Genomic DNA, 22,528 nt, shown 5'->3' with positions numbered 1-22,528 from the left:
ACTATGAAATTTTATAGTGGCTCTTTTTATAATAGACAATTAATATTTTACAATAAATTGTCAAAAAAATAATTTTATTTTAGAGCAAGGAATAAACTTTTTACAGATAAAAAATCATTTCAAAAAAAAGTTATAAAAATAACAAAACCCTCTAAACAATAAAGTTTAAAGGGTTTTTGCAAAATGTTGTTGACCTACAAGGACTCGAACCTTGACTGACGATACCAAAAACCGGAGTGCTACCATTACACCATAGGTCATTTTTGCGATTGCAAATTTAAGGCAAATATTTAATTCCGCAAATAAATATTCACTTTTTTTCATAAAAATATTTTTAACAACTCTTTAATACTTATTTCTAGCTTTGTACCGTTCTAATTCTCAATAATTAAGTTTAATTTTATTAAATTCGCCACGGTTAAAAAAATATATATGAACACCTTCAACTTTACCAAATGGAATACAATTGCTGGCTGGGTAACTTTTGCAATTGCATTACTAACATACACACTAACACTAGAACCAACAGTTAGCTACTGGGATTGTGGTGAATACATATCAACAGCTGTAAAACTTGAAGTTGGGCATCCACCAGGAGCTCCTTTATTTCAAATGCTTGGAGCGTTTTTTGCTATGTTTACCACAGATGTAACTGAGATTGCTAAAATGGTCAACTTCATGTCTGCCTTAGCAAGTGCTTTTACTATACTATTTATGTTTTGGACTATTACAATTTTAGCCAAAAAGTTAGTAAAAAACCCATTAGAACTTTCTAAAAGTAAATCTATTGCCATTTTAGGTAGTGGAGTTGTAGGTTCTTTAGCTTATACGTTTTCAGACAGTTTTTGGTTTAGCGCTGTAGAAGGTGAAGTTTACGCTATGTCTTCGTTTTTAATGGCTCTATTATTTTGGCTTGGTTTACGTTGGGAAAGTGAAATGGACAAACCGCAAGGTAACAAGTGGCTACTTTTAATAAGCTTTGTAGTTGGTTTATCATTTGGTGTTCACATTTTATCGTTACTTGTAATACCTTCTATTGTCTTCTTATATATCTATAAAAAATACGACATTAATAACATTAAACTTTTTGCTATTGCCAATGTAGTTTCAATTTTGGTATTAGCATTTGTTTTTAAATTATTATTCCCATACACTTTAAAATACTTTAGTGCTTTAGAATTATTTTTTGTAAATTCTATTGGGCTTCCATTTAACTCAGGAAGTATTATTGCAGGTGTTTTAGTAGTTGCATTGTTCTACTTCGGAATTCAATACACACACAAAAAGAAACTTGTTGGTGCAAACACGTTAATTCTATCAGTATTGTTTATTATGCTTGGATTCTCTTCTTGGTTAATGCTACCAATTAGAGCAAATGCTAATACTACAATTAATGAGAACAACCCATCGAGCGCTAGAGAATTATTAGCGTATTACAATCGTGAACAATACGGTGATGCCAATGTTTTTTACGATACTTATTACTCTTTAGCTTACAACAGAGAGCAGGATAAAAAAAATCCTTCAAAAGACGATAAGCCTAAATATGAGAAAGATGAAAAACAAGGTAAATACATTATTGTAAATAATTATAAAGACGCTTTACCAAACTGGAGCAGTAAACACAAAGGTTTTATTCCCCGAATGGTTAACCCAGATCCTTCTGTAATAAAAAACTACAAAGCAATTGCCGGTATTCCTCAAAAAAGCAAGCGTAGACCTACTTTTTTAGAAAACATAACCTTTATGATTGATTACCAATTTGGGTATATGTACGGTCGTTATTTTATGTGGAATTTTGTTGGTAGACAAAACGATGAACAAGGTCAACTAGATTTACAAAATGGTAATTGGATTAGCGGTATAAAGTTTATTGATGAAATGCGACTTGGACCACAATCTAATTTACCTTCAGAAATAAAAGAAAATAAAGGTCGAAATGCTTATTATTTCTTACCGTTTATTTTGGGAATTATTGGGCTATTGTTCCATCTAAAAAAGGACAAGCAAAATTTTTATGTACTATTACTATTCTTTGCTTTTACAGGTTTAGCAATTATATTTTATACAAACCCAAAACCGTTTGAACCACGAGAACGTGATTATGCGGTAGTTGGGTCCTTCTATATTTTTGCAATTTGGATAGGTTTTGGAGTATTATCTTTATATGAAGGGCTTAAAAAACACGCAAATAAAACTACTGTAGCAATAGCAGTTTCGGTAATTTCATTATTGGCTGTACCAACTTTAATGGCTGCAGAAAATTGGGGCGACCACGATAGATCTAATCGTTACACTTCTCACCTAAATGCAAAAGCTTATTTAGATTCTTGTGCAGAAAATGCCATTATGTTTACCATTGGAGATAATGACACTTTTCCACTTTGGTACATGCAAGAGGTTGAAAATTACAGAACGGATATTAAGCTAATTAACACTAGTTTATTTCAAACTGATTGGTATATAGACCAAATGAAGCGTAAAACATATAAAGCGGACCCTATTCCGTCTAAACTTACTCATGACAAATACAAATGGGGAACTTTAGATGTAGCTTATTATTTTGAAGAAATAATACCTCAACTAAAAGATTCTACCGTTACGCTAGATTATTTAATGAAGTGGATTGAAAGCGACAAAGAGATTACTAAATATGATCTTGATGACGATGGTATTTCAGAAAAAATATTGCCTTCAAACAAAATTAGAATTCCTGTAGATAAAGAAGCTGTTTTACGCAGTGGAATTGTTGCTAAAAAAGATGCAGATTTAATTGTACCTTATATTGATATTAACTTCGGAAGAACTCTAACAAAAAATAGAATATTAATGTTAGACATTATAGCTAACAACAATTGGGAAAAACCAATTTATTTTACTGGTGGTGCTCAAGCTCCTGAAGAATATATTTGGATGAAAGATTATTTACAGCTTGATGGTATGACATATAGATTGGTTCCTATTTATACACCTAGCGATGGGAATTTCTTTGAAATGGGCCGTGTTAATTCAGACATTATGTATCAAAATGTTAAAAATTGGGATTGGAGAAACATTACAGATAATAGCATTTATTTAGATCCTGAAACACGTAAAAATTCCGTTTCATACAGAAATAATATGGAGCGTTTAGCTAAAACATTACTTATTGAAAAGAAGCTCGACAAAGCTGAAGAAATTTTAGATTTATCTTTAGAAAAAATGCCGGTAGACAAGTTTGGACACCACAGTATGCTTATACCTTATTTGGATTTGTATTATGCTTTAGATAAAAAAGAAAAGGCTAGAAAACTATCTAATGAATTAAAAACTGTATTCCAAGAAAAACTAACATACTACAGCCAGTTTGACGAGTCTTATTTCAATAGTATTGAAGAACAATTAGAACGTAGTTTATTAATGTACGATCAGCTTGTAAAAACAGCCATTAAATATGACGATGAGAATTACGCTACTGTTTTAAAAGATGAGTATATTAGTTACTTAAAACTTTTTGACTTTTTAATTCAAGACGAATAATTACAATAATGAAAAAATACTTTGTTAAAACACCCAATATTGTTAAACTTTTTTTCAATAAATGGGTGTGGAGTATTTCTAAAAAGAAAGGACAAACAATTTATTTAACTTTTGACGATGGTCCAACCGAAGGCATTACAAATTGGGTATTAAATGAACTCGATAAATATAATGCAAAAGCAACTTTTTTTTGCATTGGAAAAAATGTCAAAGAACATCCAAATATTTTTAAAAACATAATTGATAAAGGACATTCTATTGGCAACCATACCAATAACCATTTAAAAAGTTCGAGCACGCCAGATGTTGAGTTTTTAAAAAATGTTGATTTAGCAGAAACACAAATAAACCAATCAAAACATCAAAATAGTAAATTATTTAGACCTCCTTACGGAAAATTAAAACTTAGTGTTAGTAAAAAGCTTCGTAAAAAAGGGTATAAAATTATAATGTGGGATGTATTAAGTGCCGATTTCGATACAGAAATTTCAAACGAAAAGTGTTTACACAATGTAATAGAAAACACAACAAATGGAAGTATTATTGTTTTTCATGACAGCATAAAAGCTGCTAATAAAGTAAAATTTGTTTTACCGCAAATACTAGAGTATTACACAGCACAAGGATATAAATTCAACGCTTTAGATTAATAATACTTTTCAACTAGACTAATAAGCGTATTTGCATCCTGATCTCCAGATTGGCGCCATTTCATTTCACCATCTTTATAAATAATAAAAGTTGGATTCCCTTTTATTCTCAAGGCATTAGCTAAAGTTTCATTTTTATCTATATCTATTTTTATAACTTTGGCTTTATCACCTAAAGCAGCAGCAACATCTCTAAGCTTACTATGTAAGCTATCGGTATCTTCTTCCCACTCCGTATAAAAATCGATTAAAACGGGTATATCTGAACTAATTAATTCTCCAAATTTTGCCATATTTCATTCTTTTTTTGGAACAAACACCTTATAATATAAGGAGTTGTATACTTACAAATGTAACATTTTAATTGAATAAAGGCAATTTTACCTATTTAGAGCAATTTTAATCAAGTAAATCTATTTGCCTATCGTGATAACCTAAAAGATACAATACACCATCTAAACCAATACTTGAAATAGAACTTTGAGCATTGTTTTTTACTTTTGGTTTTGCGTGAAATGCTATACCTAAACCAGCAATATTAAGCATTGCTAAATCATTAGCCCCATCACCTACTGCAATTGTTTGACCAATATCTATCCCTTCTTTTTTAGCTATTTCTCTAAGGTATTCTGCTTTTTTATCACCATCTACTATTGGCCCTAAATAATTACCTGTAAGTTTACCATCTTCAATTTCTAACTGATTGGCATACACATAATCCATACCTAATTCTTTCTGCAAATAGTGTCCAAAATAAGTGAACCCACCTGATAATATAGCTGTTTTAAATCCGTAACTTTTTAGCGCATCAATTAATCGTCTTGCTCCTTTTGTAATAGGTAAATTAACCGCAATATCTTTTAAAACATCTTCATTTAAACCTTTTAAAAGCTTCATTCGTTCTTTAAAACTTTCTTTAAAATCAATTTCCCCGTTCATTGCAGATTCTGTAATTTCCTTTACCCGATCTCCAACACCTGCGCGCATAGCTAATTCATCAATAACCTCAGTTTGAATTAACGTAGAATCCATATCAAAACATACCAAACGCCTATTTCTTCTATAAATATTATCTTCTTGAAAAGCTATATCTACATCTAAATCTTGAGAAATTTGCATAAACTTCTCTGTAAATTCAGCTTTACAATCAATTTTTCCTCTTATAGATAACTGTATAGATGCTCTAGGATATTCTTCTTCTTTCACCAAAGACAAACGTCCAGTTAATCTTTTAATTGAATCTATATTTAAATTCTTTTCTGAAATTACTTTTGTTACCTCAGATATTTGTTCTGCTTCTAATTTTTCGCCTAAAATGGTTATAATATACCTGTCTTTACCTTGAAGTGTAACCCACTTTTCATAATCATCTAAAGATACAGGATTAAATTTTGCAGTAATACCTAACTCATACGCTTTAAAAAGTAAATCTTTAAGTACTGCTGCAGATTTTTCTCCAGATTGAATTTCAAACATCATACCTAATGATAGCGTATCATGAATATTTGCTTGACCAATATCTAAAATTTTTGCTCCGTATTCTGAAAGAACATCAGTTAATGCTGCAGTTAAACCTGGTTTATCTTGACCTGATATATTTAATAAGAAAATTTCTGTTGCCATAATTAATTTAAGAACCGTGAAATTGGTACTTTTTTTGATAACAACCAAGTAGTTACTATTTAAATTAATGTGAATTATCTTTATTTCACATTTTTAAACATATCATTAATTAAATAACAATTTTAGCCCAATTCTATGTGTAAAATTTAGCTTTTTGATTTTTTTAAGGTTATAACTGTTATTTCTGGCCATATTCCAATACGACCTGGGAATGCTAAAAATCCAAAACCTCTATTTACATTAATATATCTACCAAACTCTTTGTAAATGCCAGCCCAATACTTATAAACGTATTGAACAGGACTCCATTTTATACCAGGAATTTCAATTCCAAATTGCATTCCGTGTGTATGTCCACTCAATGTTAAATGATAATTTTTATCATTCTCTTTAACCTCAGTTTCCCAATGAGATGGGTCATGACTCATTAAAATTTTAAAATCTTCTTTATTAATTTTAGATGAAGCGAGATTTAAATCTCCTGCTTTTTTAAATTTAGTTCCCCAATTTTCGACTCCAACCAAAGCAACTTTATCATTTCCTCTTTCTAAATAAACACTTTCATTCAACAACAAATTAAAACCCATTTTTGGGTGAATTTGCTTAACAGCTTCAAAATTATTTTCTTTAGCTTCTTTAGACTCCCAACGTATATACTCTCCATAATCATGATTCCCTAAGACTGAATATTTTCCATCCTTAGCTTTCAACTTACTAAAATACGGAATCCATTCATCCATTTCTTCAGCCAAATTATTTACTAAATCTCCAGTAAACAAAATTACATCCGATGCTTGCTCGTTTATTAAATCTATTCCGTATTCTATTTTAGAAGCATTATCAAAGCTTCCGCTATGAATATCCGATAAGTGAGTTAACTTAAAGCCATCAAAAGCGTCTGGAAGATCATCAAAAAATAAAGTGTGTTTTATTACTTGGTAATTGTACTTACCTTTTACCATACCATACAAAACAGAAGTAAACGGAATTGCAGCTATACCTAAGGCTAATTTACTAACAAACTCTCTTCTTTCTACTAGCCCAGAATTAGAATTACTAGTAAAAAAACCAACAATAAGTTTTCCAACCCTAAAAATATCTTCAGCAAAAAGAACCAACATTAATGCTATTTTTGGAACAATAGTTAACACCAATAAGCCAAAAGCAAACATTACGGGCTGACCAATTCCTTTAGAACCATCTATAGTATTAATTCTATAAATAAAATTAGCAGTTATTAATAACGAAACTAACCAATACCCAACAATAAAAACCCTATTTTTAGTAATATTTTTAACACTTTGAAAAGCATAAAAATCTACTAAAAATAGGATTACAACAAGAATTATCCATTTAATCATAAAACAAATCTAATTTTATTTTACGACTCTTTATATTTACAAAATATTTTTATGAAGTTTTTAACGTTCAATTTATTTTACATACTGCTCTCTACTTCCATCTGAATCTATTTGATAATGGAAATCAATTTCCAACAAACCTGCATCAGCTCCATAATTATCTTCGCTATCTGTTGCGTCTCTAAAAACTCTACATATTATCATACTTGATAATGATTTTCCTGTACCTGACATTGTAGGTAATGGAGTAATGGCATGTTCATATGCCGAAATAGGAGCATAAGTAGCAACAGGATCACTTCCGTAAATAATTGTCGAAGCTCCAAAAGCATCCCCAACATTAGACCAAGTATACTCTAACCCCCATTTTACTTTACTTGAGCCAACATTAGATTTTGCAGACCAATGAATATGCGGGTAAATATCAGTTCCTTCGCTCCAACCATGTGGCATTTGCACCATAAAATACACTTCTTCCTCGTTATTTTTATCAAACCAATACGCAAAAACACCTTGACTTCCATCACCACTTCCACCATTCACATCTTGAAACCAATAAAAATTTGGTGGTTTAGACCCGTCTCTATTTGTAGAAAAAACAGGTACTTTTAAATCATCATAACGTGTTGCTGTACCTTCATAACTTAAAGAACCGTCATCTTCAATATAAGTGTTATTTACTCCGTCACCAATTCTAGTATTACCATCTTTATCAATAGTCATTCTTTCATTACCTAGAGTTGACAATCTAATTTTATCATCATCGGCATTTTTTTCAACTTCTATTTTTGTATCATCATCGGCATCTTTAATACTAGTACTTGCTGATCCGCTTACCAGCTCTTCCCAAGCAATTGAATAAAACCAAAAAGTATCCGTAACTGTATCGAAAACTAATAATCCATTTGCAGGAGAACTTATCGCTTCTCTTTGTGTTGTTGTCATTCTAGGAATTAACATCCCTTTTGTAGTTGATTGTACATCTAGCATTGATGATGCGTCAGGAGTTGTAGTACCAACCCCAACTTGTGCATGAATGTTTACCGTAAAAAACAATAATACAAAAAGTATTAAATGTATTTTAAATGATCCTTTTTTCATTTTTATAGGTTTAAAATTTTATAACTCTCTTCTTTTCCATTTACAATTATTTTCACATAATAAATTCCTTCTGAAACATTAAAAGGCAATTCTATTCTATCTGATATATTATTGCTAATAAAGCGACTCATTACATTTTGACCTACACTATTAAAAATATTTAGATTAGAAATATTCTTATAATTTGGATTTAGAATTGTAATTTTTTTATCAATAGAATTAAAAAACACATTTAAAGATTTTTGCTCAATGTCATTTACATTTAACGTTCCACTATTTATAAATACCAACTTAAATCTATTTAAATAACTTCCTGGAGACAATAGTACATTATAGTTTTCTTCATTTAAATCATACACTATTCCCAATTCTTCATCTTTAATAAAAACATCATCATTAAAATTTTCAACTCCATCCAACATTATTGTGTGTGATCCTTCTTCGGTCATTATTAATCCTAGATCAAACTCATAGGTGCTTCTATATTCACCAACACCTTGAATTACATATTTCTTAGATAAATCATTCTCTATAACAAAAAACAATTCATCTTCTCTCTCATCTGAAATCAAAGCATCATAACCTTGGTTATAATTTAAATCCGCAACAGAACCTGGCAAAAACCCAAGTGCTATTTGTCTATGAAAACCTTCTGGATCCTCATAACCAATTCTTATAAAACTATTTTGTTCTTCTGAAGTTCTATAATGAATAGTTTCTCCTAAAGCCTCACTTTTATATGATCTTTGTGAGTTTTTGAAGTCTACAGTTCCTTCAGCGTCTGTATTAATAAAAAAACCTTGTCCCACAGCAATAAACTGTGTTGGAACACTATTATCGGCAGAACCAAAACCAGCACCTAAAGGGCTTACAGAAGCTGAAACTCCTGTTGTTAAATTTCTTGTTGCATAACCTCCCACATAATCTGATAAATAATGACTCGGAGACCCGCCTTCTACCCAAAAAGTAAGTGTACCATCAAAAACAGATATGTTATCTTCTATAAACTTTTTTGCGTCTAAAGAACTAGGGTAAGGATTTCCAAATAAATTAGATTCATCTGGTCCAACAGGAAAAGAATAATCTCCATCATTTGGAGTTCCTCTAAACACATAATTTTGAGTTGGATCAGTAGTATTAGTTCCTTTCATTAAATAACCCTCACCAGGAACAAGATCACTTGTTTCGTCAAGTTTAATCCAACTTCCATAATCATTTGTTCCTCCTCTGGAAAATTTATACAGCCAAGTTGTATTTACTGTTAACGGAGTTGTAACATTTCCAGAACCATCTATTACCGAAGGTAACCCATTATAAGGACTCCCTGAATTAAATAAAACTTGCTGAGAATCAAATGGGTTTAAATCTGCATCTGTACCATCATACAATGCACTATTAAATATAAAAACACCACCATTATTAACTGGTGAACTCCAATGATTATAGCCATATGCTGAAGCATACCCTTGCTGATCAATATGTAATTTTCCAGAAACAGATGTATTTAAACTAGTTCCTGTATGAGTTTGCACAAGTTGAGATTCACCAGCTAGCCTTAAATCTCCATCGGTTAAATTAACAGCATTTTTAACTAAAACACCTATGTTATCAGAAACCAATACACCTTTATTATTTACGGCTGTCTGATTTATTGTTAAATTATAAAAGTTAAAAGTATCTGAATCTCCTGAAATTGTTTGAATTAAATTAGATGAACTTGAAAAAATAGTTGTACCTGAATTAGCTGAAGTAATTCCATTATTTATAAAATTACTATTTAAATATAAATCACCGTGACAATTGTGAATTCCGCCTGAATTATTTGTATATTCAGCACCAAAATAAACTGTAGTAGAATTATTGATTTGCAATGTTCCTTCATTTGCAATCTGACATCTAACAGACTGCAAATAAAAGATACATATAGTTAATAAAACAAAATAGTTTTGTTTCATCTTGTAGGGATTAGGGATTGATACCCTAAATTTAAGATGAAAAACCAAAAAATAAAATGACATTAATCATATTTTACCAAATATTTACAATAAAGCGCCATTTATGCAACAAAAACGACTTTTTTTACTAGATGCCTTTGCATTAATTTTTAGAGGTTATTACGCTCTAATTAAAAATCCAAGAATTAATTCTAAAGGAATGGACACTTCTGCCATATTAGGTTTTACTAATTCTTTATTAGATGTAATTAAAAGAGAAAAACCAGATCATTTAGCAGTTGCCTTTGATAAAGGAGGCTCTCACCTCAGAAACGAAGCTTTTCCCGAATATAAATCAAACAGACAAGAAACTCCTGAAGCTATTAAAATTGCAGTACCATATATTCAAGAAATATTAAAAGCAATGCACATTCCAATTATTGAAAAAGAAGGTTTCGAGGCAGATGATTTAATTGGAACCCTTTCTAAACAAGCAGAAAAAGCAGGCTACCAAACCTATATGGTAACACCCGATAAAGATTTTGCTCAGCTAGTTTCTGAAAACATTTTTATGTATCGACCTGCTAGAATGGGTAATGGTATTGAAATTTGGGGAATTCCTGAAGTTCAAAAAAGATTTGAAATAGAAAGACCTGAACAAGTAATAGATTATTTAGGAATGATGGGAGATGCAGTTGACAATATTCCAGGTTTACCAGGTGTTGGAGATAAAACTGCTAAAAAGTTTTTAAAAGCCTACGGAAGTATGGAAGGGCTATTAGAAAACACACACGAGTTAAAAGGTAAAATGAAAGAAAAAGTTGAAGCTAATAAAGAGCTTGGACTTCTATCAAAAAAATTAGCTACCATAATTTTAGATTGCCCTGTTGAATTTCATGAACAAGATTTCGAATTGAACTCTCCAGATTTTGAAAAAACAAATGAAATTTTTAAAGAATTAGAATTTAGACGAATTGCAGAAAGCATGTCTAAAATTTTCAACGTTAACGTAGCACCAAAAACAGAAGAAACCAACTCAGATACTAAAACTTCAAAAAAAGCTACTCCTTCAACAGGTCAACAATTCGATTTATTTGCCGCACCTGCCGAAAGCACAGACACAAACTCAGGTTATAATGAGGCTGAAAACACAAACCAAGTATACCAATATATTAATACGCCAATAGCTCGCAAGTTATTTATTAAAAAATTAGAAGAACAAACTTCAGTTGCTTTTCATATAGAAACTGAAGGCGATATACTTTTTGAAACTAAAATTATTGGAATTTCTTTCTCTTACGAAAAAGGAAAAGGTTACTACATTATAATTAATGATGATAATTCAAAAGAAATACTAGAAGACTTAAAACCATTTTTCGAAAATGAAGCTATCGAAAAAATTAGCCAAAACATTAAAGACTTCAGCAAAACATTAATTAATTTCAACATACAATTAAAAGGTAAATTGTTTGACACCAAACTAGCGCATTATTTATTACACCCAGATATGCGACACGATTTAAATGTATTGGCTGAGACTTATTTAAACTATCGTCCACAAACATTAGAATCTCTAATCGGGAAAAAAGGAAAAAACCAACTTTCATTTCCTCAAATACCAATTGAAAAACAAGCTACGTACGCAATAGAAAATTCCGATTTAACGTTTCAAATAAAACAACTTTTTGAAGAAGATTTAGAAAAAAACAATCTTACCAAGTTATACAATAATATTGAATTACCCGTATTAAAGGTATTAGCTTCAATGGAATTAGAAGGTGTAAATATGGATAGTGAGTTTTTAAATTCACTTTCTGAAGCCTTAAACAATGACATAGTAACATTAGAAACTTCAATTTATAAAAAAGCTGAAGTTGAATTTAACTTAGCATCACCTAAACAATTAGGAGATGTTCTTTTTGATCATTTAAAACTGGTTGAAAAACCTAAAAAAACCAAAACAGGACAATATGCTACAGGCGAAGAAATTTTATCTAAACTTGCCGCTGAACACGAAATTGTCCGTGAAATTTTAGAATGGAGAGGTTTAGTTAAATTAAAAAATACTTATGTAGATGCTTTACCTAATGAAGTAAATAAAACTACAAATAGAATTCATACAACATATAGCCAAGCAGTTGCTGCCACAGGTAGATTAAGCTCTAACAATCCAAACTTACAAAATATACCAATTAGAACAGAACGCGGAAAACAGGTTAGAAAAGCATTTGTACCAAGAGATAAAAACTATACGCTACTAGCAGCCGATTATTCACAAATTGAACTAAGAATTATTGCTGCTTTAAGTGAAGATGAAAGTATGATAGAATCCTTTAATAAAGGAGAAGATATTCACGCCTCTACAGCTGCAAAAGTTTTTAATATCCCTTTAGAAGAGGTTACACGCTCTCAAAGAAGCGATGCAAAAGCTGTAAACTTTGGTATTATATACGGTCAAGGAGCTTTTACATTAGCACAACAATTAAAAAAATCTCGAAAAGAAGCTAAAGAACTAATAGATAATTATTACGAAACCTTTCCAAAGTTAAAAGCATACATTGCAAAACAAGTAGATCTAGCAAGAGAAAATGGTTATGTTGAAACAGTATTAGGAAGACGTAGGTATTTAAAAAATATAAACTCTCAAAATGCAATTGTTCGATCGGCTGATGAACGAAATGCTGTTAACGCTCCAATACAAGGTAGCGCTGCAGACATAATTAAAATTGCAATGATTAAAATTCAGCAAAAACTTATAGAACAAAATTTTAATTCTAAAATGCTTTTACAAGTGCATGATGAATTGGTTTTTGATATGCACAATAGCGAAAAAGAAACCTTAACTACTTTAATTAAAACAGAAATGGAAAACGCTTTTAAATTATCTGTTCCTTTAACTGTAGATTTAGGCGAGGGATTAAACTGGTTAGAAGCACATTAAGATAAAAAAGCAACTTATTTTAAAGAACAGTTAAATATAGCTAAAACGCTGTTTGTTATATAAATAATTAATTGTACATTTGCACTCCCTTTTTAGGGAGATAAAACAAATGTTTAACAATAACAAAGAATTTAATTGTGAGTAAATTAAGTTACAAAACAGTATCAGCAAACAAGGAGACTGCTAATAAAGAGTGGTTAGTTGTTGATGCAGACGGGCAAACGTTGGGTCGTCTAGCTTCTAAAGTAGCAATGCTAATTAGAGGTAAGTACAAGCCAAATTACACTCCTCACGTAGACTGTGGAGACAATGTGGTAGTAATCAACGCAGAAAAAATTAATCTAACTGGTAAAAAGTGGACAGACAAATCTTATATCCGTCACACAGGTTACCCAGGTGGACAAAGATCGTTAACTGCAACAGAAATGTTCGAAAAAGACCCTACGCGTCTTGTAGAAAAAGCAGTTAAAGGTATGTTACCAAAAAACAAATTAGGTAGCGCACTTTACAGAAACTTATATGTATATGCTGGTGCAGAGCACAATCAAGAAGCTCAATCACCAAAAGCACTTAACTTAAACGATCTAAGATAATGAGTACAATTCACAAAATAGGTAGAAGAAAAACAGCTGTAGCTCGTGTTTATGTTACTGAAGGAACTGGAAAAGTTACTGTTAACAAAAAAGATTTAAACGACTATTTAACAACAGCAACTTTACAATATAAAGTAAAGCAACCATTTGCATTAACAGATAATGTTGACGCTTATGACGTAAAAGTAAATGTTTACGGTGGTGGTGTTACTGGTCAAGCTGAAGCTATTAGACTTGCAATTTCAAGAGCATTAATAGAAATTAATGAAGAAAATAGATCTTTATTAAAACCTCATGGTTTACTTACTAGAGATTCTAGAATGGTTGAACGTAAGAAATTCGGTCAAAAGAAAGCAAGAAAAAAATTCCAATTCTCAAAACGTTAATCCGTTTACATTATTGGTTCATCAATTTATTTGGTGGTTCATTGAAAATAAAATTAAAACAAAGTTGTCGTTGATCAGTCAATGACTGTAAAAAGTTTAGCATCCAAATAGGGAAGATCGCGATTGCGCTACTTCCCTATTGCTAAGTCTCAACGGAACGTAAACTAAATACAAATGGCAAATATTGAAATTAAAGAATTATTAGACGCAGGTGTACACTTCGGTCACTTAACAAGAAAGTGGGATCCAAATATGGCACCATATATTTATGGTGAGCGTAATGGAGTTCATATTATTGACCTTTATAAAACTGCAGCTAAAATTGACGAAGCAGCTGATGCTTTAAAAAAGATAGCTATCTCAGGAAGAAAAATTCTTTTTGTAGCTACAAAAAAACAAGCTAAAGAAATTATCTCTAGCAAATCTACAAGCATTAACATGCCTTACATTACTGAGCGTTGGCCAGGTGGTATGTTAACAAACTTTGTAACAATTAGAAAAGCCGTTAAAAAAATGTCTTCTATTGACAGAATGAAACAAGATGGTTCATTCAACGCTTTATCTAAAAGAGAACAATTACAAATTAACCGTCAAAGAGCTAAATTAGAAAAAAACTTAGGTTCTATTTCTGATATGACTCGTTTACCAGGTGCAATTTTTATTGTTGACATTAAAAAAGAACACATTGCTGTTGCTGAAGCTCAAAAATTAAACATTCCTATTTTTGCTATGGTTGATACAAACTCTGATCCAAGAGGTGTAGACTATGTAATTCCTGCGAATGATGATGCATCTAAATCAATTGATAAAATTTTAGGTTATATCACTGATGCTGTTGCAGAAGGTTTAGCTGATAGAAAAGCAAGCAAAGAAAAAGCTCCTAAAGCTGAGGAAACAAAAGCTAAAGAAGTTAAAGCTGAAGAAAAAAAATAATTGTAAAATAGTTGAGCATTTGTTCAACAAAAAATAATATTAATATGGCAAAAATTACGGCCCAAGAAGTAAATAAATTAAGACAGTCTACCGGAGCTGGTATGATGGACTGTAAAAATGCACTTGTTGAAGCAGAAGGAGATTTTGACAAAGCAATTGAAATTTTACGTAAAAAAGGACAAAAAGTTGCTGCAAAAAGAGCTGATAGAGATTCTTCAGAAGGTGCTGTTATAGCTAAAGTTAATGAAGGTAACACTAAAGGTGCTATTATTTCATTAAATTGTGAAACTGATTTTGTTGCTAAAAACGACGCTTTTGTTGCTTTAGCTCACGAATTTGCTGCAATTGCAGTTACTTGTGACTCTAAAGAAGCTTTTATGGAAGCTGATTTTGGAGGAATGACTGTTGCTGAAAAATTAATTGAGCAAACTGGTGTAATTGGTGAAAAATTAGAAATTGGTACTTTTGAAGTTGTTGAAGGTGGTTTTGTAGGTTCTTACATTCACGCTGGAAACAAAATTGCTGCTGTATCTGCTTTATCTGCTAGTGTAGATGGTGCTGATGTTGTTGCTAAAGACATTTCTATGCAAGCTGCTGCAATGGGAGCTTCAATATTATCTTACAAAGATTTTGACCCAGAATTTGTTGCTTCAGAAACAGAAGCTAGAATTGCTGTTATTGAAAAAGAAAATATTGAATTAGGAAGATTAGGAAAAACGTTAAAAAACATTCCTACATTTATTTCTAGATCTCAATTAAGTGACGAAGTAATTGAAGCTACTAAAGTTAAATTACAAGAAGAACTTAAAGCTGAAGGTAAGCCAGAAGCTATTTGGGATAGAATTCTTCCTGGAAAATTAGAAAGATTTATTTCTGATAACACTACTTTAGATCAAGAGCAATGTTTATTAGATCAAAACTTTATTAAAGACGAAAAGAAAACTGTTGCAGAATACGTTAATAGTATTGGTGTAGAAGTTACAGCTTTTAAAAGAGTTTCTTTAGTATAAGTAATATCTTATTATACAATTTAAAAAAGCCTTTCTATATACTTAGAAAGGCTTTTTTTATTTCAACACTTAAAAAATATAAATTCTAAATAATTAAAATCTTATATTTGCATAACTTTCAAATTAATTATGGCTTACAAAAGAATTCTTTTAAAATTAAGTGGTGAGGCTCTTATGGGAGAACGCCAATATGGAATAGATCCAAAACGTTTAGCAGAATATGCTGAAGAAATAAAAAAAATTACTGATAAAGGTATTGAAGTTGCAATTGTAATTGGTGGTGGAAACATTTTTAGAGGTGTTTCTGGTGCTAGTAACGGAATGGATCGTGTACAAGGTGACTATATGGGTATGCTAGCAACTGTTATTAACGGTTTAGCTCTACAAAGTGCTCTAGAAGACCAAGGTATTATTACTCGTTTACTAACTGCAATAAAAATGGAACAAGTTGCTGAACCGTTTATTAAAAGAAGAGCTGTTAGACACCTTGAAAAAGGTAGAGTTGTAATATTTGGTGGTGGAACAGGAAACCCATATTTTACAACAGATACTGCTGCAGTATTAAGAGCTATTGAAATTGGAGCAGACGCAATACTTAAAGGAACCAGAGTTGATGGAATTTACACTTCAGATCCTGAAAAAGATAAAGACGCTACAAAATTCGAATCTATAACTTATAAAGATGTTATGAATAGAGGTTTAAAAGTAATGGATATGACAGCCTTTGCTTTAAGCCAAGAAAACAATTTACCAATTGTAGTTTTTGATATGAATACCAAAGGAAATTTAGAAAAATTAATTTCTGGAGAAAATATTGGTACATTAGTTGATAAATAAAAAATACACTTAAATTTTTCTATTATGACTGAAGAATTAAATTTTATAGTTGAAAGCACAACTGAATTAATGAACAATGCTATTGAGCATTTAGAAAAAGAATTTAGAAACATTAGAGCTGGTAAAGCTAGTCCTGCAATGATTGGAAGTGTTACTGTTGATTATTATGGAAGTCAAACTCCGCTAACTCAAGTTGCTAATGTTGGAACTATGGATGCACATACAATTACTGTGCAACCTTGGGAAAAAAATATGCTACACGAAATCGAAAAAGCAATTATGATTGCTAATTTAGGTTTCAATCCAATGAACAACGGTGAAATTATAATTATTAATGTACCTGCTTTAACTGAAGAAAGACGTAAAGAACTTTCTAAACAAGCTAAGGCAGAAGCAGAACACGCTAAAGTTAGTATTAGAAACGACCGTAGAGAAGCTATGCAAGAAATTAAAAAATCTGACGCTTCTGAAGATATGCAAAACAATGCAGAGGTTGACATTCAAAACTTAACAGATAAATATATTGCTATTGTTGATGAGCAATACAAAATAAAAGATATAGAAATTATGAAGGTTTAACATTCTTCGTTAAACTTTTCACAAAATAAGAAGCACTCAATCGAGTGCTTTTTTACTTTATTATATTTGTTTCAGTTACAAAACTAACCTATGAATAAACTGTTGTATTTTTTTTTAATAGTTCCTATACTTGTTATATCGCAAAACAAAATACAAGGTATTGTTATAGATAGCGAAAATCATAACCCACTGCCCTACGCATCTGTAATAACAAATACAAATTCTGGAACTTTAACCAATACAAAAGGGAAGTTTATAATAGAATCTAGTTCTACAATTTCAGCTATTGAAGTTTCGTATGTTGGATATAAAAGTGTTAAAATTGATATTACTAATAAAGACAAGTTTGTAAAAATTAAATTAAAACCATCTGTTGAAAATTTAAACGAAGTTTTAATTACTGCCAAAGAAAACCCTGCACTTCAACTTATACGAAATACAATAGAAAACAAATCGAAAAATAACATAGAAAAATCTTTAGCTACATTTAAATTTAATGCTTACAACAAGGTTTTGGTTACTGCAAATCCAGATTCAATAAGTAATAAAATAGATAGCATTTATGTTTTAAAAGAAGGAAAAAAAACATTTAAAAAATTAGATTCTACAAATTTTAAATTCAAAAAAGAAATAGATGTACAACATTTATTTATTTCAGAAAAAGTGTCTGAATTTAAATTTCAAAAGGGAAAAAAGAAAAAAGAAACTATTTTAGCTTCTAGAATGGCAGGCTTAAAACAACCATTATATGAAATTCTTGCTTTAACGTTTCAAGATTTTTCGTTTTACAATGAGTTTTATTCTATTGCTGGAACTAAATATATAAATCCAATAGCTACTAACGCTCTAAAACACTACAATTATAAAATATTAGACACTACAAAAATTCAAAATAAAAAAACGTATGTAGTTTATTTTAAACCAAAACCTAAAGATGAAAAGAACATCTTAGGTATTGAAGGTCTTTTATATTTAGATACAGAAACTTTTGCAATAACAAAAGGAATTGCTGAACTAAAAGGTGTTGTAAACGTAAAGGCAGAGCAAGATTATATTTACAAACAAGCATATAAAACTTGGTTTCCATCCAATCAAAACATTGTATTAAAAAAAGGTAATAACAGTAAAAAAATGCTGCTTTTTGGTGGTGCTGTTAAGTTTTCTAGCAATAAACCTAACGATTCAATTATTAAACCTAAAGGTAAAAAACCAGAAGACATTACTTATTTTATTTCAAAAACAACAAATTCAAATATTGAAATTAATACTACCGTTAAGGTTAAAAACTCTGCCTCTACATTAGAATTTAATGAGGATGCACATAAAAAACCTACCGAGTTTTGGAACACTTACCGTACTGATTCAATAACCAAAAGAGGAATTACAACTTATTATAAATTAGATAGTATTGCTGAAGAAGAAGGTATAGATAAAAAAATAAATTTAGCCAGGCACATTTTAAAAGGTGAATATCCAACCAAATACTTAAATTTAAATTTGGGTAAAATTATAAACTTAAACAATTACGAAGGTTTACGATTAGGTTTTGGAGGAGCTACTAATCGTAATTTTTCTACCAAATTTAGAATTGAATCTTATGCTGCTTACGGTACAAAAGATAACAAATTTAAGTACAGCTTTGGTGGTGCTGTAAGACTTAATAAAGATTATAACACTTGGTTTGGTGCAAATTACACAAATGACATTTCTGAAGCAGCATCTCTAAATTTTATTTCAAAAAACACCTCATTTTCTCCTGTTAATCCAAGAAACTTAAACATAAGTAAGTTTTACAATTACAAAACCATTAAAGGGTATCTTACACATGACATTCAGCCAAATTTAGAAGCAAAACTTCAATTTAGCACAGGTAAATACAAACCTCTTTTCGATTATCAATATGTTTCTGGAGATAAAAACTTAAATGAATATAACTTAACAACAGCTGCAATAGGCATTCAATATAACCCAAAGAATGAATATATGAATTCTCCTATTGGTAAGCTTACTATTAAAAATGAATACCCTCAAATTACTTTTCAAGCAACTAAGAGTATTAAAAACATGCTAGATAGTGATTTTGGTTTTACACAGTTTAACTTAAGAATTTTTCATAAAATAAAACGCTTACGCAAAGCCACAACCTCAATATTATTAGAAGGAGGTATTGTTTTTGGAGATGCACCTATTACGCATTTATACAACACAACTCCTAACTATACTCAAAAAAACCCTTGGTTTAACCGAATTACATTTGCAGGTAAAAATAGTTTTGAAACTATGGGCTATAATGAGTTTATTTCGGATAGGTTTTCTGCACTACACATTAAACATCAATTAAAACCATTTAAAATTACTAAAAAGTTTCATCCACAAGTTACTTTAGTAACCAGAACTGCTCTAGGAACTATAGATAATATTGCATACCATAAAAATATTACCTTTAAAAGTTTAAAAAAGGGATATTTTGAAAGTGGAATTGAATTAAACGAACTTTTTAAAGGTTTAGGATTCAGTACTTTTTATAGATATGGGCCAAACCAAAATTTAAAAGTAAGTGATAATTTAGCTGTAAAATTAACTTACAAGTTTAGGCTAGGATTTTAAACAACAAAGCATCTAAAGCTCAACTATTTTACTAACTTTGCAAAAATTTTTTGAATGGATTTTTGGACGTCAGTATCTAGAATTATTTTAAAAGGCAGATATATTATTCTTATTATAATAGCAGCCTTTACTTATTATTTATCTCAGCAAATGGAAAACATGCGTTTTTCATATACTGAAGCCAATCTTTTACCCGAAAATCATGAAGTAAATGTAGAATACAACAAGTTTCTAGAACAATTTGGCGAAGAAGGAAATTTAGTAATTCTAGCAGTTCAAGATTCAACAATTTTTGATGTAGATAAATTTAATGCCTGGAATAATTTATCTAAAAAGTTAGACAGTTTTAGTGAAGTAGATTTTACCATAGCAATTGGTGATATTAAAAAATTAAAGAAAAACACTACTAAAAAGAAATTTGATGTAGAACCTTTATACAGCAAAAATCCAACTACAAATAAAGAAGTTCAAAATATTAAACATGAATTGTTTGATAATCTTCCATTTTTCGACAACATTTTATACAATAAAGAAACTGGTACAATTAGAACCGTTGTTTATATGCGTAAAGACATAGTAAACACAGCTGCACGAAAAGATTTTGTTTTTGACTCTTTAAATCCTACTATAGAAAAATTTGAAAGTGATTATAATGTAAATATACGAGTATCAGGTATGCCATATATACGCACCATGAATGCTCAAAACATTATTGATGAAATTGGAATGTTTGTTGGTTTAGCTCTAGCAGTTACAGCACTTATTTTCTTTTTCTTCTTCCGTTCTTTTAGAGCTACTTTTATTACACTACTTGTAGTAAGTATTGGAGTAATTTGGGCTTTTGGTTTTATTGGTTTATTTCAATATGAAATCACAGTTTTAATGGCATTAATACCGCCATTAATTATTGTTATTGGAGTGCCTAATGCTATATTTTTAATTAACAAATACCAACAAGAAGTTAAAAAACACGGTAACCAAGCAAAATCATTACAACGCGTAATTTCAAAAATTGGTAACGCTACGTTAATGACAAATGTTACTACGGCTTCTGGTTTTGCAACATTTATTTTTACAAAAAGTCAGTTACTTCGTGAGTTTGGTACAATTGCATCTATAAATATTTTGGCAATATTTGTATTAGCATTATTAATTATACCAATAATGTATAGCTTTTTACCATTGCCAAAAGAAAAGCATTTAAAACATTTAGAACGTAAGTGGATTGATGCTATTGTAAACTGGATGGAATCTATTGTTAGACATCATAGAATAGCTGTTTATATTGCTACAACTTCAATAATTATTGTAAGTATAATTGGTGTTTACATGATAAAAGTTTCTGGTAGCTTAATTGAAGATATGCCAAAAGGCAAAGAGTTTTTTAAAGATATTGTATTTTTTGAAGAGGAATTTGGAGGTATTATGCCTCTAGAAATTTTAATTGACACCAAGAAAGAAAAAGGTGTTATGAAACTTTCTACTTTGAAAAAAATGGAAAAGTTAGATGAAACAATTAACGAAATCCCTCAACTTTCCAAATCTATTTCTGCCTTAAACATAGTTAAATACTCTAAGCAAGCCTTTTATAGCGGAAAACCAAAATATTATCAATTACCAAATAATCAAGAAAAAAACTGGATTCTTTCTTACGCAAAAAACTCTACCGAAAATTCTAACATGCTAGAGAGTTATGTAGATTCTACAGGTAGATTTGCTAGAATGACCACTTTTATGAAAGATATTGGTACAGATAAAATGGCTATAATTGAAGATAGAATTCAACAAAAAATAGACAAAGAATTTCCAAAAGAAAATTACACCGTATCAATGACCGGAAAAGCGTTAGTTTTCTTAAAAGGAACACATTTTTTAATTAATAACCTAGTTATTTCACTTTCGTTAGCCGTACTATTAATTGCAATTTTTATGGCATTTATGTTTAGGTCGTTTAGAATGATATTAATATCATTACTGCCAAATATATTTCCTTTACTAATTACAGCTGGCTTAATGGGTTATTTAGGCGTACCAATAAAACCATCTACAATTTTGGTGTTTAGTATTGCCTTTGGAATTTCGGTAGATGATACAATTCACTTTTTAGCAAAATATCGACAAGAACTAAAAGCAAATAATTGGCGTATAAAAGAATCTGTTTACGGAGCCCTTCGCGAAACTGGTGTAAGTATGTTTTATACTTCAATAGTTTTATTTTTTGGATTTTTAGTATTTACAGTTTCTAGTTTTGGTGGAACTATTGCATTAGGTGGTTTAGTTTCTATAACTCTTCTATTTGCAATGATATCGAATCTTATACTTTTACCTTCATTATTACTTTCATTAGAAAAAAGTATTGCTAACAAAAAAATATTTAAAGAACCAACTTTAGATATTTTACCTCCAGAAGATGAAAAATAACCACAACAATGCTTAAAGTTTAACTTTCAAAGT

16 protein-coding genes and 1 tRNA gene are annotated in these 22,528 nt (G+C 30.3%); 11 read left to right on the top strand and 6 right to left on the bottom strand.

What is annotated here, in order from left to right:
- Nucleotides 1-189 precede the first annotated feature (189 nt).
- Nucleotides 190-260, bottom strand: a tRNA-Gln gene (locus BLU40_RS13595).
- Nucleotides 261-432: 172 nt separating this feature from the next.
- Here BLU40_RS13595 and BLU40_RS13590 point away from each other — a divergent pair.
- Nucleotides 433-3,519, top strand: a complete 3,087-nt coding sequence (locus BLU40_RS13590) for a glycosyltransferase family 117 protein (protein ID WP_090124632.1) — start codon at nt 433-435, stop codon at nt 3,517-3,519.
- Nucleotides 3,520-3,527: 8 nt separating this feature from the next.
- Nucleotides 3,528-4,169: a polysaccharide deacetylase family protein gene (locus BLU40_RS13585; protein ID WP_090124629.1), complete on the top strand. Its 642-nt coding sequence runs from the start codon at nt 3,528-3,530 to the stop codon at nt 4,167-4,169.
- Here BLU40_RS13585 and BLU40_RS13580 read toward each other — a convergent pair.
- The 5 genes from BLU40_RS13580 to BLU40_RS13560 all read right to left on the bottom strand — a co-directional run bounded on the left by BLU40_RS13580 (nt 4,166) and on the right by BLU40_RS13560 (nt 10,209).
- Nucleotides 4,166-4,462, bottom strand: a complete 297-nt coding sequence (locus BLU40_RS13580; RefSeq protein ID WP_090124626.1) for a thioredoxin family protein — start codon at nt 4,460-4,462, stop codon at nt 4,166-4,168. The genes BLU40_RS13585 and BLU40_RS13580 overlap by 4 nt on opposite strands.
- A gap of 106 nt (nt 4,463-4,568) precedes the next feature.
- Nucleotides 4,569-5,792 (bottom strand): phosphoserine phosphatase SerB, encoded by a 1,224-nt coding sequence (gene serB, locus BLU40_RS13575; protein WP_090124622.1) that lies wholly within the window; start codon nt 5,790-5,792, stop codon nt 4,569-4,571.
- Between the two features lie 146 nt (nt 5,793-5,938).
- Complete coding sequence (locus BLU40_RS13570; protein WP_090124619.1) at nt 5,939-7,153, bottom strand: metallophosphoesterase; 1,215 nt, start codon at nt 7,151-7,153, stop codon at nt 5,939-5,941.
- Nucleotides 7,154-7,225: 72 nt separating this feature from the next.
- The gene (locus BLU40_RS13565) at nt 7,226-8,254 is read right to left on the bottom strand and encodes a hypothetical protein (protein WP_090124616.1); all 1,029 of its coding nucleotides are present in this window, start codon (nt 8,252-8,254) and stop codon (nt 7,226-7,228) included.
- Between the two features lie 2 nt (nt 8,255-8,256).
- The gene (locus BLU40_RS13560) at nt 8,257-10,209 is read right to left on the bottom strand and encodes a T9SS type A sorting domain-containing protein (protein ID WP_139170973.1); all 1,953 of its coding nucleotides are present in this window, start codon (nt 10,207-10,209) and stop codon (nt 8,257-8,259) included.
- Between the two features lie 103 nt (nt 10,210-10,312).
- On the opposite strand from BLU40_RS13560, the gene polA reads away from it, so the two are divergent.
- From polA to BLU40_RS13515, 9 genes are all read left to right on the top strand, one after another.
- A complete protein-coding gene (polA, locus tag BLU40_RS13555) occupies nt 10,313-13,129 on the top strand; it encodes a DNA polymerase I (RefSeq protein ID WP_090124611.1) in 2,817 nt (938 codons plus the stop codon).
- 137 nt (nt 13,130-13,266) lie between these two features.
- Nucleotides 13,267-13,722, top strand: coding sequence for a 50S ribosomal protein L13 (gene rplM / locus BLU40_RS13550; protein ID WP_090124608.1), 456 nt, complete (start codon nt 13,267-13,269; stop codon nt 13,720-13,722).
- Nucleotides 13,722-14,108 carry a 30S ribosomal protein S9 gene (gene rpsI / locus BLU40_RS13545; protein ID WP_090124605.1) on the top strand — a complete coding sequence of 129 codons (387 nt, stop codon included), beginning with the start codon at nt 13,722-13,724 and terminating at the stop codon, nt 14,106-14,108. The genes rplM and rpsI overlap by 1 nt, the downstream gene beginning before the upstream one ends.
- Before the next feature lie 174 nt (nt 14,109-14,282).
- Nucleotides 14,283-15,041 carry a 30S ribosomal protein S2 gene (gene rpsB / locus BLU40_RS13540; RefSeq protein WP_090124603.1) on the top strand — a complete coding sequence of 253 codons (759 nt, stop codon included), beginning with the start codon at nt 14,283-14,285 and terminating at the stop codon, nt 15,039-15,041.
- A gap of 44 nt (nt 15,042-15,085) precedes the next feature.
- Nucleotides 15,086-16,051, top strand: a complete 966-nt coding sequence (gene tsf, locus BLU40_RS13535) for a translation elongation factor Ts (RefSeq protein WP_090124600.1) — start codon at nt 15,086-15,088, stop codon at nt 16,049-16,051.
- Nucleotides 16,052-16,180: 129 nt separating this feature from the next.
- Nucleotides 16,181-16,888: a UMP kinase gene (pyrH, locus tag BLU40_RS13530; protein ID WP_090124597.1), complete on the top strand. Its 708-nt coding sequence runs from the start codon at nt 16,181-16,183 to the stop codon at nt 16,886-16,888.
- 24 nt (nt 16,889-16,912) lie between these two features.
- Nucleotides 16,913-17,467 (top strand): ribosome recycling factor, encoded by a 555-nt coding sequence (gene frr, locus BLU40_RS13525; RefSeq protein WP_090124593.1) that lies wholly within the window; start codon nt 16,913-16,915, stop codon nt 17,465-17,467.
- 90 nt (nt 17,468-17,557) lie between these two features.
- Nucleotides 17,558-20,074 carry a DUF5686 and carboxypeptidase-like regulatory domain-containing protein gene (locus BLU40_RS13520; protein ID WP_090124590.1) on the top strand — a complete coding sequence of 839 codons (2,517 nt, stop codon included), beginning with the start codon at nt 17,558-17,560 and terminating at the stop codon, nt 20,072-20,074.
- Nucleotides 20,075-20,128: 54 nt separating this feature from the next.
- Nucleotides 20,129-22,495 (top strand): efflux RND transporter permease subunit, encoded by a 2,367-nt coding sequence (locus BLU40_RS13515; protein WP_090124587.1) that lies wholly within the window; start codon nt 20,129-20,131, stop codon nt 22,493-22,495.
- The last annotated feature ends 33 nt before the right edge of the window (nt 22,496-22,528 follow it).

This window comes from Lutibacter oricola (assembly GCF_900106565.1).
Classification (GTDB): domain Bacteria; phylum Bacteroidota; class Bacteroidia; order Flavobacteriales; family Flavobacteriaceae; genus Lutibacter; species Lutibacter oricola.
Note: the sequence above shows the minus strand (reverse complement) of the source record. Positions and strands in the feature narration are given on the sequence as shown.